General features: G+C 31.5%; 12 protein-coding genes. 6 read left to right on the top strand and 6 right to left on the bottom strand.

What is annotated here, in order from left to right; translation table 11 throughout:
- Nucleotides 1–28 precede the first annotated feature (28 nt).
- From ftcD to KTC94_RS11510, 4 genes are read right to left on the bottom strand one after another with little or no spacing between them, the layout of a single operon-like run.
- Nucleotides 29–925 carry a glutamate formimidoyltransferase gene (ftcD, locus tag KTC94_RS11495; protein WP_216302139.1) on the bottom strand — a complete coding sequence of 299 codons (897 nt, stop codon included), beginning with the start codon at nt 923–925 and terminating at the stop codon, nt 29–31.
- 30 nt (nt 926–955) lie between these two features.
- Nucleotides 956–2209: an imidazolonepropionase gene (hutI, locus tag KTC94_RS11500; protein WP_220286224.1), complete on the bottom strand. Its 1254-nt coding sequence runs from the start codon at nt 2207–2209 to the stop codon at nt 956–958.
- Nucleotides 2210–2230: 21 nt separating this feature from the next.
- Nucleotides 2231–4258: a urocanate hydratase gene (locus KTC94_RS11505; RefSeq protein WP_220286225.1), complete on the bottom strand. Its 2028-nt coding sequence runs from the start codon at nt 4256–4258 to the stop codon at nt 2231–2233.
- A 57-nt stretch (nt 4259–4315) separates the two neighbouring features.
- Nucleotides 4316–7384 carry a tetratricopeptide repeat protein gene (locus KTC94_RS11510; RefSeq protein WP_220286226.1) on the bottom strand — a complete coding sequence of 1023 codons (3069 nt, stop codon included), beginning with the start codon at nt 7382–7384 and terminating at the stop codon, nt 4316–4318.
- Between the two features lie 306 nt (nt 7385–7690).
- Between KTC94_RS11510 and KTC94_RS11515 the strand changes: the two genes are divergently transcribed.
- The 4 genes from KTC94_RS11515 to KTC94_RS11530 all read left to right on the top strand — a co-directional run bounded on the left by KTC94_RS11515 (nt 7691) and on the right by KTC94_RS11530 (nt 12005).
- Entirely contained in the window at nt 7691–7933 is a 243-nt protein-coding gene (locus KTC94_RS11515) for a hypothetical protein (RefSeq protein ID WP_258280601.1), read from the top strand.
- A 469-nt stretch (nt 7934–8402) separates the two neighbouring features.
- Complete coding sequence (locus KTC94_RS11520) at nt 8403–9710, top strand: Na+/H+ antiporter family protein (protein WP_220286227.1); 1308 nt, start codon at nt 8403–8405, stop codon at nt 9708–9710.
- Nucleotides 9711–9748: 38 nt separating this feature from the next.
- On the top strand, nt 9749–11278 hold the full coding sequence (hutH, locus tag KTC94_RS11525; RefSeq protein ID WP_220286228.1) for a histidine ammonia-lyase: 1530 nt from the start codon (nt 9749–9751) through the stop codon (nt 11276–11278).
- 415 nt (nt 11279–11693) lie between these two features.
- The gene (locus KTC94_RS11530) at nt 11694–12005 is read left to right on the top strand and encodes a demethoxyubiquinone hydroxylase family protein (protein WP_220286229.1); all 312 of its coding nucleotides are present in this window, start codon (nt 11694–11696) and stop codon (nt 12003–12005) included.
- A gap of 28 nt (nt 12006–12033) precedes the next feature.
- Here the strand turns inward: KTC94_RS11530 and KTC94_RS11535 are convergent, their stop codons facing one another.
- Both KTC94_RS11535 and KTC94_RS11540 read right to left on the bottom strand, forming a co-directional pair.
- The gene (locus KTC94_RS11535; RefSeq protein WP_216302132.1) at nt 12034–12681 is read right to left on the bottom strand and encodes a tRNA-uridine aminocarboxypropyltransferase; all 648 of its coding nucleotides are present in this window, start codon (nt 12679–12681) and stop codon (nt 12034–12036) included.
- Between the two features lie 260 nt (nt 12682–12941).
- Nucleotides 12942–14495, bottom strand: coding sequence for an ABC transporter ATP-binding protein (locus KTC94_RS11540; protein ID WP_258280602.1), 1554 nt, complete (start codon nt 14493–14495; stop codon nt 12942–12944).
- A 286-nt stretch (nt 14496–14781) separates the two neighbouring features.
- Between KTC94_RS11540 and KTC94_RS11545 the strand changes: the two genes are divergently transcribed.
- Both KTC94_RS11545 and KTC94_RS11550 read left to right on the top strand, forming a co-directional pair.
- Nucleotides 14782–15855: a nitronate monooxygenase family protein gene (locus KTC94_RS11545; protein ID WP_216302130.1), complete on the top strand. Its 1074-nt coding sequence runs from the start codon at nt 14782–14784 to the stop codon at nt 15853–15855.
- 148 nt (nt 15856–16003) lie between these two features.
- Nucleotides 16004–16456, top strand: coding sequence for a MarR family winged helix-turn-helix transcriptional regulator (locus KTC94_RS11550; RefSeq protein WP_165411859.1), 453 nt, complete (start codon nt 16004–16006; stop codon nt 16454–16456).
- Nucleotides 16457–16463 lie beyond the last annotated feature (7 nt).

The raw sequence follows: 16463 nt of genomic DNA on the forward strand, positions 1-16463 counted from the left end.
TTCCTTACCCTGAAAGCTTTTTAAGTTTTTATTCTGAAAGTTTCTTTTCAAGTATTTGACTTATATCAAAGTTTTCTATTTGAAGATAATATTCAGCACAGTCTATTAATGCTTTCAAAGGAACCAATCCAATAACTTCACTGCCAACAACGGGTACTCCATATCGTAAAGCTTCCATTTTAACCATTTCGTGGGCTCTGTATACGGCGGTTTTTTCATAATTTACAAGATTCATAGAAATCTGAACTATGTTTCTCTCACAAAGTTTAACGCCCATAGCCTTTACAAATCTAAGCCCTCCACCTATAAATCTTACTTTTTTAGCAATAGCAGTTGCTATTTCCATATTGTCTGTGCCTAAGTTTACATTGTATGCTACAAGTGGAAATCTGGCACCTATAACTATACAGCCACTTTTTTCATTCATTTCACATGGACCAAAATCAGGTTTCCATTCTGGAAGTTTTATTTTTTCAAAGAATCCCTCGTACTGACCTTTTCTAATTTTAGCAAGATTTCTTCGTGCTTCACAAGTAGCTGCATCTTCATAAAGATAAACAGGAATATTTAATTCTTCTCCAACTTTCTTGCCAAGTTCTTTAGCCATTTCAACACATTCTTCTGTAGTAATATCCTGAATTGGAATAAATGGAACCACATCTGTAGCTCCCATTCTTGGATGAGCACCTTCTTGAGTCCTCATATCTATAAGCTCTGATGCTCTTTTAATTAGCTTAAAAGCTGCTTTTTTAGCATCTTCAGGTGAAGCAACAAATGTAACAACTGTCCTGTTATGGTCTTTATCGGAAGAATAGTCAAGTAATTTTACGTTTTCTGTATTTCTTATCTCGTCAACTATGCTTTCAATTATTTGTTTGTTTCTGCCTTCACTAAAATTTGGAACGCATTCTACTAATTTTAACATAATATTCTCTCCTTTACTATTTAAGATTAATTATATATTAACAACTACATTCCCAGCTTTAATTACTTTTTCTACAATGTTTATACCCGTATGATATGGTATAAAATTATAAGAAGGATATTTCAAAATAACAATATCACCTTTTTTACCAGGGTCGATACTTCCAATGGAATCTGCTCTACCGACAGCAGCAGCACCATTTATTGTAAGCGCTGTTATAGCTTCTTCCGTACTCATATTCATATATATAGCTGCCACTGCGAATACCAGAGGTATTGAATATGTAAAGCAGCTTCCTGGATTAAAATCCGATGCCAGTGCTACAGCGCAGCCCTTATCAATCATTTCCCTTGCCCTCGCATATGGTTCTTTTAGGCAAAATGCAGTACAGGGAAGGAGGGTAGAAATTACCTTTTTATCTGCCATGGCTTTTATTCCATCATCTGAAGCATGTAATAGATGGTCGGCTGATATTGCGCCAACTTCTGCTGCGAGCTCTGATCCTCCAAGGGTTACTATTTCATCCGCATGAAGTTTAAGTTTAAAACCCATTTCCTTTGCTTTCAAAAGAAGTTTTCGTGATTCATCTACAGAAAAAACTTTGTCTTCGCAAAAAACATCGCAAAACTCTGCAAGATTCTCTGATTTAACCACAGGGAGAACTTTATCTATAATGAAGTCAATATATTCATCATTTTTACCTTTGTATTCGGGTGGAACAGAATGTGCACCTAAAAAGGTAATTGCGAGGTCCATAGCATGATCTTCATTAAGTTTCTTCATAACACTAAGTTGCTTTATTTCTGTATCAAAATCAAGGCCATAACCGCTTTTACCTTCTACAGTTGTTACTCCAAGTTTAAGCATCTCATTAAGCATTTCAAATCCAATATTATAAAGTTCTTCATCTGAAGCATTCCTTGTTGCGTTTACTGTATTTTGTATTCCGCCGCCTCTCTCCATTATATCCATATAGCTGTCTCCGCGGAGTCTCCAAGCAAATTCATCTGCCCTGTAGCCACCAAATACAAAATGAGTGTGAGAGTCTACAAATCCTGGAAGGACGCATTTATTAGATGCGTCTATAACTTCATAATCTGCTTCATTGTAAATTTTCAATATTTCTTCTGTAGTATTAACAGCTTTAATTATGCCATCTTCAATGACAACGGCTCCATTTTTTATGATATGAATGTTTTTCATTTCCTCACCGTATTTTGCATTGCTACCACTGCAGGTAACAAGTTCCGAGGAGTTTTTTATAAGCAAATTTCCTTTTTTCATAAATACATCCCCTTAAATATATTATTTATCAAAATACTTGCTAACAGTATCCCTTACAAGTTTTTCGTTTGTTAAATAAGGAATAGTAACATGGTCTGTACCTTTATGTGTATTGTTAAATTCTATGACTGTTTCTATAGAATGTTCATTTCTTGCCCATGAACGTCTTGCAACTCCATTCATAACATCCCATGAAAGAGCGGATTTGATTATCTCGTCTACTCTATAACTTCCATCAAGTACAAGACCGAATCCTCCATTTATTGATTTCCCGATTCCTACACCGCCACCGTTATGAAGCGCTACAAGACTCATACCTCTTGCTGCATTCCCGGCATAGCACTGTACAGCCATATCTGCCATAACATTACTTCCATCTTTTATGTTGGAAGTTTCTCTAAATGGTGAATCAGTACCACTTACATCATGATGATCTCTACCCATCATAACAGGTCCTATCTCTCCATTTCTTACCATTTCATTGAACTTAAGAGCTATGTTTATTCTTCCTGTAGCATCCTGATAAAGTATTCTTGCTTTTGTACCAACAACAAGATTGTTTTTTTCTGCATCCCTTATCCAGTTATAGTTATCTCTATCCTGGTATCTTCTATTTGGGTCTATGCATCCCATTGCAGCATGATCTGTTTTTATTAAATCTTCATTCTTTCCACTTAAACATACCCATCTGAATGGTCCATATCCATAGTCAAATAGCTGTGGTCCCATTATATCTTCTACGTAAGATGGAAATATAAAGCCATCTTTTTCGTCTATTCCATTTTTAGATATTTCCTTAACACCGGCATCATAAATTGCTTTCATAAATGAATTGCCATAATCAAAGAAGTATGTCCCTCTTTCAACTAATATTTTTATAAGTTCAAAATGACGTTTTAAACTTTTGTCAACCAATTGGCAAAAATTAGTTCTGTCTTTTGCAAGAAGACTTGTTCTTTCCTCAAAAGTTACTCCCTTAGGGCAATATCCACCTTCGTATGCCGCATGGCAAGATGTTTGGTCAGATAATAAATCAATTTTTTTGTTGTTTTTTACTGCATACTCAAGCAAATCAACTATATTTCCGTGATATGCAATTGACATTGGCTCTTTCTTTCCCAAGTATTCGTCAGCAATTTTGAATACCTCATCAAGATCTGATGATTGCTTCATAACCCACCCTTGCTCAAGTCTTGTACTAATTCTTGATTCATCAACCTCAGCTACGATGCCTACACTATTTGCGATTTCGATTGCCTTTGGCTGAGCACCGCTCATACCGCCCAAACCTGATGTTACAAATATATGTCCTCTTAAATCACCATCATTTGGGATTCCAAGCTTCATTCTACCTGCATTTAATAAAGTATTGTAAGTACCGTGAACTATGCCCTGAGGTCCTATATACATCCATCCTCCGGCAGTCATCTGTCCATAGTTTGCAACACCCATTTCCTCTGCTATTTCCCAATCTTTTTGATTATCGAACATGCCTATCATTAGTGCATTTGTAATTATTACTCTTGGTGAATCGGGTTTTGATTTGAAAAGCCCAAGAGGGTGTCCTGATTCTAAAACCAATGTTTGATCTTGAGTCATTATTTCTAGATATTTCTTTATAAGTCTATATTGCATCCAATTTGGACATACACTTCCTGTTTCACCGTAAGTAACAAGCTCATAAGGATATAAAGCCACTTCAGAATCAAGATTATTATCAATCATAAGCTGAAAAGCTTTACCTTCAATACAGTTTCCTTTATATTCATCTATTGATTTTCCATATATTCTGCCTTCGGGACGAAACCTGTATCCATATATTCTGCCTCTTGTAGTAAGCTCCTCCATAAATTCTGGGATAAGCTCCTCATGATACTTTTCTGGAATGTAACGAAGTGCGTTTTTAAGTGATATTTCTGTCTGTGATTTTGAAAGGTGGAAGCCTCTATCTGGAGCTCTCCTTATTCCCTCAATAAATTCAGGCATAGTAGGTAAACAATCATCTAAAGAAACTGTCATTGCATTTTTTATATCAATATTATTAATCATTACTGATCACTCCCCTCTTTATAATCACATTCTAATACCATGTCGTCATTAAAATGTCTATTTTTTGGGGCACTCATAACTATTTTCCTTTATTAAGGTATTTAGCAAATCTATTTCATAATTATCCTTTGAGGTAGTTAAAAAATTAATACTATTTTCACAATAGAATTGTAAATTTTCATTTAAGTACATATTAAAAATTTTATTTAACTTTTCATTATTTTTCATTTCACTTTTAATTTGAGCTTTTACCATATATACAATTCCAATTTCATGAGGGTTTTTTAGCAACCTTGAATGCACATCTGAATTTTTTAAATATTTTAAGGCACTTTCATAATTTCCTTCACTAATTAGTATTCTTGACATAAAGGCTTCTACAATAGACTTTTCCCACATTAAATCGAATTGTTTATAGATATCCATGGCCCTTTCGAAATATTTTTTTGCCTCAGGATATGATCCCATATTGAAACATGTTTCACCCGCATTTATGTTGAAAATAGAAAGACTGGGGAATACATTTTTTTCTTCGCATATTTTTATTGCTCTATTAAAAAAGTCTAAAGCTTCTTGAAATTTCATGCTTTGTCTTCTTATATCGCCTATATAGTTATAAGCGGCCGCTATACTCAAGGCGTATTTATCAGCTACACTTTTAGTTACATTAAAGATATTTATAGATTCATTAAAGAGTCTTTCTGCTTCACTGTATTTTCCCTGCATTTTTTTATATAAGGCTTTAAATCGTAGAAATACGCCTATTTCCATATGATAATTACAATCTGCTGCTTTATCTAAACCGATGTTTACATATTTTATCATATCATCAATATTATTAGTTTGTATACAATAATATATCATCTGCTTGTACCCTTCTATAGAGTAATCTGAATCTTCAATCTCATTAGCTTTTTCTATCATTTCATTTATGAATTCAACGCCTTTTTCATAGCTTCCTTCTCTTATAAGATATCTTCCTTTAATATGTAAAAATTCGATCTCTAATCTTAAAACTTCTTTAGAGTTTCTACAGTCATTTTTTATTTTTAATAGTAGAATTTCTATCTTCTTTATGCTTTTAATGGTTTTATTGTTACTAAAATATAGATTGTTATAAAAATTAACATCCTTATAATATAGTACTGGATAAAGTTCATGACTAAAATTTAAATATACGTTTAAACTTTTTATACTATACTTTAATGTTGCTAAATTATTATTTGCGTTTGAAAAATGATAAACAAGTTTATTGTAAATGGTTATATCACTTCTATTATTTGTTAAACCCTTTTCAATAATGTAGCCTATATTATTATGAAGAATTCTTCTTCTTGCCAAGGATTGATTGATGTAAATAAATTCTCTTAACTTTTGATGAGTAAACATAAAGCTTATTATATTATTGTTATTTGTTTCTTTTAATATAAATTTATTTTGAAGTTCTTCTATTGAGTCAATTATCTTAAGTTCATCTTCTCCTGTAAGTTCATGTAAAATATACAAAGGTATTTCATCAAAAAATAAAGATGAAATTCTTAAAATGTTTTTGCACCCTTCAGAAATATCTAAAAGCCTGCTTTTCATTACATCTTGCATTTTAGAAGACATAATATTTATACTACTATTAGATTTTATAGTATTAATATATTCTGTTAAAAAAAATGCATTTCCTTCAGTTTCGTTGTATATTTTATTTACTATATCTTTATTGAAATGATTTTTTGGAAGACCAATTTTAATGAAATTTTCGACTTCATCATTATTAAATCTTAATAAATCCATCCTTAAAATCTTATTGTGTTTATTTGCTGAAGCTAAGAATTTATCTATTTCGATGTTGTATTCATTTCTATATGTCATGAAACACAAAATGTTAGCATGACCATGTAAAATTATACTGCTTAAAAAGGTTAAACTACCATAATCAATCCACTGTATATCTTCAAAAATAAGCATTATTTTCTTTTCGTATGCTATTTTAGTAAGTATATTAGTAATTACATTCCCAATGACTTCATATTTTAATGTATAGTTACTCTCTATAACCTTAAGGCTTCGTTCTTTATTATCTAATTCATCAATCTCAGAAAAACAATTTTCTAAAATATCTTCCCATAAAGTTGGGATTTTTATATTTTTATTTTTCATAATTTCGGAGAGCTTGGATAATATTATGGTCCATGGTTTTAAAATACAATCCTTTTCAAATTGAAAACAATAAGTTTCTAAAATATAAGTTGTATCCTCATCTACTACTTCTAGAAATTTATCTTTCAATCTTGTTTTTCCTATACCAGCTTCGCCTACCAAAAATACGGATTTCGAAGATTCGTTTTTCATGAAGTTATTGTAATTGTTTTGTAATATCCTCAATTCATTATATCTTCCATAGAAAAAATCATCAGCGTTTTTACTGCTTTTAACTGTATTCATAATATCTATTACTTCATTAACTACATTTAATATTTTATCATTAAGAGAAATGGATAATTCATCTTTAAATAATTTCTTAACATCATTATATGTTTCAATTGCTTGGTTATATTTACCTTGATTTTTGTAACTTTCCAGTAGATATATATAAGCATTTTCATTGAATTCATCTATTTTTATCAATAGCTTTGAATATTTTTCAACAATATCATAATTATTATTTTGTAATTCCTTTTCTATTTTTTTATTCAATTTATCAATATACATACATTCAAAACTTTCACGCATTTCTAATAGCCAAATTTCAAAATTTTCTGCATTTTTAGGGCAAAATCCTTGTAGAAATTCTCCTTTAAAGACATCTATTTCACTTTCATCACTCATAAAAGTATATATATCTACGTCTATTTTTATATCTGGATTGAGCATAATTATTGATTTTTGAGGGGATACCAATACCGGAACATTAGAGCATTTATTTATTTTATAGATAGCATTTCTTAGATTCTTTTTAGCATTGCCTTCTTCTTGGTTAGCCCAAAAAAGTTCTGAGAGATGTTCTCTGTTATCTTGTTTATTTAGTAGTAAATAACAAAATAGGCCTTGAGCTTTACTGAATGGTAAGAATATTTCTTTTTCATTGACAGTTACGCAAAAATTACCAAACATTTTACAATATATATAATCCATCGAATCACTCCCGTATAATGCCATAAAATTTCTTATGTAAATTATACTACAATATAAATAAAATGCCAAAATAAGATTATAGCTGAACCTTTTATGTGGAAATTCTGGATTAATAGATGTAATATAGACGTAAATAGTAAAATGTAATATAAATGCAACTGTAAAAAGGCAAAATAGTACTATGACAAGGGGAAAAATGTATTTTTATGGTAAAAAAAAACAGTGAACTAATAATGTGCAGTATATACTTAAAATTTTTATCAAATTTAATTGATAATTCATAATAGACACTTATTTGACGTTTGGATGTTAAAATTGATTTATAATAAAAACAAAAAGGAAGTTATAACAATAAAGTTACATTTCATTAAAGTAAATCCAGTAGAAAATATGACCGTTTTTATTTTAGAGTCTGCATCGAGACAATTTCATATCAATGTTGCTAATAAAATTATGGAGTATGGAAGCCCCCATGCTGAACAGGTTGAATTCATAGAAAAACCTTGTACAGAAGAAGGAAAAGGTAGTACTGTCCTAGGCTTCAGATGATGGGAGGCGAGTTTTGTGGAAATGCGACAAAGTCGTTAGTGGCAGTTTTGGTGGACAAGGAGTATCCTTGTGTGAAAAAGGAAAATGAAAAACTTATTGTTCTTTAGAAGTATCAGGATTTAACGGAGTAATAAATTGTGAGGTAGAGCATTTAAAAAATAGCAACGAATATAAATCTAAAATTGTTATGCCTTTGGTTAAAGAGACTAAAGATTTTTATGTTAATCACAATGGAACCGTTTACAAGTGCAATGGTAGAGTTTCCAGGAATAATTCATTTAATAGTAGGCAGTAAAGGGAATAGATAGTTTATTTTGGGAAAGAAGGTGTGCTTCAGGCACATCCACTTTAGCGGGAGAATTAACTCAAAAACAAGAGAGAAGCGTAGTTATTTTACTTAAAAGGTAAGGTGAAAATTGTTGATGAAGGTGAAGTTTATCTATAACAATTAGCCACGAGGAGGGAATATATGTTATTATTTAATCCAGTTGTTGTATCAGTTATTGTAATGATAATTTTATGTCTTTTTAAACTTAATGTGCTACTGTCTATATTAATTGCAGCCATGACAGCAGGCTTAGTTTCTGGTATGTCTTTGGGAGATACTATGAGGACACTCATTAGAGGAATGGGAGGAAATGCTGAAACTGCATTAAGCTATATATTACTTGGCGCATTAGCAGTTGCAGTAAATAAAACTGGACTAGCAGGGATTTTGGCTAAGAAAATATCTAAAATCGTTGGACAAAAGAAATATGTATTTATAATGTTATTAGCCTTTTTAGGTTGTTTTTCTCAAAATCTTATACCAGTTCATATAGCATATATTCCAATATTAATACCACCGCTACTTTTATTAATGAATAAACTTAAAATAGACAGGAGAGCAGTAGCTTGTGCTCTTACATTTGGATTAAAGGCTCCGTATATTGTTTTACCAGTAGGATTTGGTCTAATATTTCATGGGATTATAAGTTCTGAAATGACTAAAAATGGTATACCTGTTATGACAGCTGATGTAGCTAAAGTGCTATGGCTTCCAGGGATTGGAATGGTTATAGGTCTTCTTATAGCTGTATTTTATACTTATAGAAAGCCAAGAGAATACAAGGATATTCAAATAGAAGGGCTGGATGAAATTAAAGATGGAGACCTTAAAATGAATTCAAAACATTGGCGTGTTCTAATTGGAGCTGTGTCTGCATTTGTAATTCAAGTTCTTACAGGATCGCTTCCTCTTGGAGCGTTGGGAGCATTAATTATAATATTTGTTTCAGGAGCAGTTAAGTTTGAGGATGTTAATGGATTACTTGATGGTGGAATTAAAATAATGGGGTTAATAGCATTTATAATGCTCGTTGCATCAGGTTATGGGGATGTTTTAAGGAAAACTGGAGCAGTGGAAGCTTTAGTTACATCTCTTGCAGGAATGGTTAATGGAAGTAAACTGGCAGGTGCAGTTTTAATGTTACTTGTCGGTTTATTAGTAACGATGGGTATAGGGAGTTCATTTGGTACTATTCCTATAGTGGCTGCAATTTACTGCCCACTTGCAATGAAACTTGGATATTCTCCACTAGCTACTATACTTCTAATAGGTGTTGCATCAGCGCTTGGAGATGCAGGTTCACCAGCATCAGATAGTACACTTGGACCAACATCAGGACTTAGTGTAGATGGTCAACATGATCATATTTGGGATACATGTGTACCGACATTCTTACATTATACTATACCACTTATGATATTTGGTATTATAGGATCTATGATATTCTAGTCTAAATAAATTACTAATAAATTTTAGGAGGAATAAAAATGAAAGAAATACTTTTGACAGGAAATGATTTAACTTTAGAGGAAATGGTATCTATAGCTAGAGATGGTTGCAGGGTTTCTATAAAAGAGAGTGCTATAGAAAGAGTTATAAAATCAAGAGCAATAATTGATGATATAGTTGAAAATGAAAGAGCTGTTTATGGTGTAACTACAGGGTTTGGTGAATTTTGTAATGTTAGTATTTCTAAAGAAGATTGCAAAACACTTCAAAGAAACTTAATTTGCTCACATGCTTGTGGATATGGTCCTAAATTTCCAACTGATGTCGTACGAGCTATAATGCTTTTAAGAGCTAATGCACTATCAAAAGGATTTTCAGGTATAAGACCTGGAACTTTGCAAACATTAATTGAAATGATTAATAAAGGTGTTTACCCAACAATTCCTGAAAAAGGATCTTTAGGAGCGTCAGGAGATTTAGCTCCACTTGCACATATGGTTTTACCTATGATTGGTGAAGGTGAAGCAGAGTATAAAGGTGAAATATTACCAGGTAAAGTTGCTATGGAAAAAGCAGGAATTCCTATAATAGAACTTGATGCTAAAGAAGGTTTAGCGCTTATAAATGGTACGCAAGTTTTAACTGCAACAGGAGCGTTAGCTACTTATGATGCTATAAAGTTATTAAAAACTAGTGATATAGCAGCAGCTTTGACAATGGAGGCTTTAAGAGGAATTACAGATGCTTTTGATCCAAGAATTCATGTGCTAAGACCACAGCCAGGACAATTAGCAACAGCCAGAAACATATTAAAACTAGTTGAAGGTAGTACTTATGTAACAAGACAAGGTGAAGTAAGAGTACAAGATGCTTATTCATTAAGATGTGTGCCTCAAATTCATGGTGCAAGTAAAGATGCTATAAACTATGTAAAAGCTCAAGTTGAAAGAGAAATAAATTCAGTAACAGATAACCCTATAGTAACTGAAGAGGGAGACGTAATTTCAGGAGGTAATTTCCACGGAGAACCTATGGCATTAAGCTTTGACTTCTTAGGAATTGGATCAGCTGAAATTGCTAGTGTATCTGAGCGAAGATTAGAAAGATTGATCAACCCTCAATTAAACGATTTACCAGCGTTCTTAGCTAAACATGGTGGATTAAACTCAGGATTTATGATTACACAATATGCAGCAGCAGCCTTAGTATCTGAGAATAAAATATTAGCTCATCCTGCATCAGTAGACTCAATACCTTCTTCAGCTAATCAAGAAGACTTAGTTAGTATGGGAACAATAGCAGCAAGAAAAGCTAGGGATATAGTTGATAATGCATCTAGAGTAGTTTCAACAGAAATATTAGCTGCATGTCAAGCTATAGATTTCAGAAAAGAATCTGGATTCAAACTTGGCATAGCAACTCAAGAAGCTTACGATTTAGTTAGAAAATCTGTAGACTTTATTGAATATGATATAGTTATGTATAAAGATCTAGATAAAGTTACTGAACTCGTTAAGAGCGGAAAGTTATTAGCAGCAGTAGAAAAAGTAGTTGAAATAGAATATTAATATAACCTGGATTAGAAAAGGGGGTGAAACAAAATAGAAATTAATTTCTATTTTGTTTCACCCTCTCTTTTTATTTTTTAATATATATAATCCGTATGAGGTTTTATTTGGTGTAATATTTTGCTAAAGGTCTGCTCATAAATTCAGCAGAAAAGATTACATACATTTGTAGTTATAAATATATATATATATATATATTTATAGATAGGTATACATGTTGCAGCATAGAAAAGTTTTAAACTATGATAACACACCTTTTCGTTTTAACGACATTTCAGAAGGAAAGGTTCTCTATTCTATAAGAGGGGGGTATACACTATAACAAAGAGAAGACTTTAGAAGTAGCATTTATAAATGAATAATAATTCAGTATGATGCTAAAAATAAATTTAAGATTGAAAGGGAGGAAGAAACTATGGCGTTATTAGGAAATCCATTCGTTGCAAATGTACCAAGACAAATGTCAAATGAAGAGCTGGCGCAAGCAATTCGTGTGGACATTGCTGGTGAACTTGAGGCTATCATAGCTTATGAAGCTCATGCAATGTCAACATCTCATGAAATAGTTAAAAAGGTTTTAAATCACATTTCAGATGAAGAAAGAAGGCACGTTGGGGAGCTTCAAGAGGTTTTGTATATGTTATCACCAAAGGATTCTCAATTTATGGAGGATGGTAAACAGAAAATTAAAGATCAGCAGTCTCAAAATTTCCAGCAACCGATGTAGAATTTTTGCCGCCTTTTGGGTGGCATTTTCAATTTTTATTAGAAGGTGAAAGTTCATGTCCACTTGAACCTGCCTTATAGCTTTTTAAAAATAGATTGTAAAATGTATTTACTACTTGTGCACTTTCGATCTCTCTATTTAGTTTTAATACTTCGATCGCGGCTTCTATTGTGCATAAATTACCATCGACCGCACCTCGTCTTAAATCATATTTAGACTTAAAACTTGGATTCAATGAAATAATTGGAAGTTTCTCTAGATAGGCACTTCTCCTAACTATTTTTCGTGCTTCCTTCCATGTACCGTCTATGATAATAAATACAGGGATTTTACCAGTCCTTTTATATTCAACTTTTCGGAGCGCAGCCTCACAATTTTCTATAGGGAAAAGTAAGAATGGCTCATATATTTCATTATTTATATTTGCTACTAATTTTTCAGGTATCTTCGTTCTTTCCCAAAGAAAAATTTCTGTTGAATGTGGATTAACTATCTTTAATATTCTTGCAGTATTAGAGGGTCTGTAAAATTCTTTTTCTGTAGATAGAATCCAAATATTTGCATTAGTTTTTATTTTAGGTGCTTTATCACAAAGGCAATTTATAATTGGTAACCCACATGTATTACAACTATCATATAGACTTGTTATTTGTTTTACTTTATAAATCCAATTCATAATGCCTCCTAAATCCTTTTAATATTTCATTTATATTTAGTTCATTATACTACCATAAAATACTATTATCAACGTGGCTAACCCTAAAAATCTATTCAACTACCAGTGGATAATAGGGAGCATAACAGCACTTAAATTCATGATCTAATAAAGTATAACGCTTAAAAAGCCACATAATGGATATTCATTCCACCATGTGGACGGTCTTTGTACGTATGTCGGCTATACCCTCTCTAATGCCGGTTTAATCTTTTAAGTGATTATAACTCAATTATTTTGTCGAAATTATCTATCAATTCCTCGCTTAAACGATGTGTGATGAGAATAATAGTGAAATTAGGATTTTTTAATAACATTGACTCGACTTCAAATGCATTTTTTTTATCTAATGCTGAAGTTCCTTCATCAATAATGATGATTGGTTTATGACGGATCAAAGCTCTGGCTATAGAAAGGCGTTGTTTTTGGCCACCTGAAATGTTATTCCCTTCTTCGCCTAAAAAAGTATTTAAATTTTGATCTAAAGATAAAACAAAATCACTTAGACAGCTTTCTTTTAATGAATTATCTAATTCCTCTTCAGTAAAGTTTTCGCACAATGTTATATTATATTTTATAGTCCCACTAAATATATATACATTTTGACTAATATATGCAAAATTATCCCTAATACTTTCTTGACTATATTGTTTTATATCAACATTATCAATATATATGTTTCCTTCATAATTATTTAAATGACCTAAAATCAATTTAATCAATGTGGTTTTACCACTTCCGCTTTTCCCAATGATTGCATATTTTTTTCCGTTTTCAAAGATAAGTGAAAGATTTTTAAAAACATCTTCATTTTTATAACCGAAACTTACATTTTTAAGTTCGATGGAGCTAGAAAAAGGTGGGCACATTTCTAAAGTTGTAAATTGATTAGAATCGGTATCAAATTTCTGCAAAACAGGTTTAGAAGACCTTATTGTTGTAACACAATTTAATAAAGTAGCAAATGAACCGAAAAATGAACCAGCTAAATTTGCAGCTGGTAAAATTGAACCTACAGATGTTAATCCCTTAATTGACAAATATCCAGTAATAAAAGTCATTGCAATTTGAGAAATTATATTTGATAAACTAATTAAGGTGTTAACTACTATCTGTGTCTTCTTAAATGTATACTTCATTAATTCTAAAATCTTAGAATTTTCTAAAATGCTGGATTTGAATCGTGACAATAAATTATAACTATATAATACCTCATGTCCCATCATAGTTTCCTTTGTAACTTTTACAAATTCTTCTTGTTGATCAGACATAGCTTTTGAATCTTTTTCAACAGTTTTGTTCATAAGCTTTGGGGGAATTATCATTAAAACACATAAAACAATTGCAAGCATTGCGACCCACAAGTGAATATATACTAATCCACATAATGAAAATATAATCATAGATAATTGTGAAATTAATACGAAAAATTGGTTGAATGTTGTACTTTCAATCTGAGTTACATCGTTAGTTAACCAAGAAACATAGCTTCCGGTCTCGTTTTTATAAAATTGCTCATAGTCCATTTGTGTTAATTTATCTGTAATTTGATATCTTAAAGTGAAATTCATTTTTGCAACGGCTTTTGCTGTATTTATTTTACTTTCATAATCCATAATGATAGATATAGTCCACATCAAAATCATAAAAATAATTTGTTTTATTAAGGCATGTACATCACCTGCAATAATAACATTCAAGAGATTTGCTAACATTAACGCTGTTAATACCAATAACAACGATGACAATATATTCAAAATACTTGCAATTACCACTATTTTTTATTTTGCCTAATAAACTTTTTCATATTTGCCCCCCATAATAATAACGGATAGTGCTAATTCATTATAATACAATATATGCTAAAGGCAATTAAAATATTAAATTAATAAATAATTTTCAAAACATAGTAAATACTAAGAAGTATGTAATGTAAAACGGTATTATCAAAAAAATACTCAAAAAAGTTATAAGATACTTTTGTCTTGACATAGAATATAAAGATATATATACTTTGACTATCAAACTAATTCAAAATCAAAGTAAAGGGAGCGGATAATTATGAAGTTACCTCCTTTAAAAATTGGAGAATTAATAGCAGGTATTCCTATAATTCAAGGCGGTATGGGAGTGGGAGTGTCTCTTTCGAGTCTAGCATCAGCGGTTGCAAATGAAGGCGGGATTGGGATAATATCTACTGCTCAAATTGGATATAATGAAAAAGACTTTGGAACCAATGCAAAGGAAGCAAACATAAGAGCATTAAGAAGTGAAATCAGAAGAGCTAGAGAATTAAGTCCTAAGGGTATTATTGGGATAAATATTATGGTAGCTATGAATAATTATGAAGAACTTACAGCAACTGCTTTAGAAGAAGGAATAGATTTAATAATATCTGGTGCAGGACTTGCACTTAATTTGCCTAAAATGGCTAAGGGGTTTAATACAAAGCTTGCACCAATAGTATCATCAGCAAAGGCAGCTACAGTTATATCAAAAATGTGGGATAAAAAAAACAATTGTGCTGCAGATTTAATTATTGTTGAAGGTTCTGAAGCTGGTGGACATCTTGGTTTCTCTATGGAATCATTACTAGAAAAGAAAACCCAAGACTTAAAGGATATAGTTAAAGAAGTTATTGAGGCAATCAAGCCTTTTGAAGAAAAGTATAATAAAAAAATTCCTGTAGTAGCTGCTGGTGGAATTTATACTGGCGCAGACATTGCAGAAATCATGAAACTTGGAGCAGCAGGGGTACAAATGGCTACTAGATTTGTGGCTACGCAGGAGTGTGATGCTAGTTTAGCTTTTAAAATGGCTTATGTTAATTTAAAAGAAGAAGATATAAAGATAGTAAAAAGTCCTGTAGGTATGCCGGGGAGGGCTATTAACAATAAGTTTATGAAGCTCACTCAGGAAAGTGGTTGCAAAGTGGATAAATGTTATTTATGCATAAAGGACTGTAATCCTCAAAAAACTCCTTATTGTATTACGGAAGCGTTAATACAATCAGTAAAAGGTAATTTAGATAAGGGACTTATTTTCGTTGGAAGTAATGCTTACAAAGTAGATAAAATTATATCGGTTAAAGAACTTATGAGTGAACTAGTAGTAGAGGCAGAACACGATTTTTAATTTTATTACAAATATAAATTAAAAAAGAAAATTTGCATATTTATGGTAAGTATATTGACAAATAATCATTACATCGATATACTTTGATTGTCAAAGTATATGAAAAGTAAAGTACATGAAAATCAAAGTATGGGAAATGGTGATAAATATGAGCAAATCTGTTGGTGTTATAAATGAACTTTTAGTAGAGACCTTTAACGATATATTACAGATAGAACAGAGGGCACTTAAAGAGGGTATACTTAAAGACCTATCTATAACGGAAATACATACTATTGATGCAATAGGGATGTATGAGTACAGAACTATGTCAGAAGCAGCTCAAGATATTAAAATTACTGTAGGTACGCTTACAACGGCTATCGATAAGCTTCTTAAAAAAGGATATGTAAATAGGAAAAGAGGCGAAGAAGATAGAAGATCAGTAATGATTGCGCTTACTAGAAAAGGGAAACTCGCCTATAGAATACATGAAAAATTTCATTCTGATATGGTGCACGCAACTATAGATGGTCTAAATGCAGAAGAAGAAGATGTACTAATAAAATCTCTAGAAAAATTAAATGATTTCTTCAAAAAAAAATATAGATTAGAAAGTTAATGAAAGG

The sequence above is a fragment of the Clostridium sp. CM028 genome (assembly GCF_030585565.1).
GTDB classification, from domain to species: domain Bacteria; phylum Bacillota; class Clostridia; order Clostridiales; family Clostridiaceae; genus Clostridium_AD; species Clostridium_AD estertheticum_B.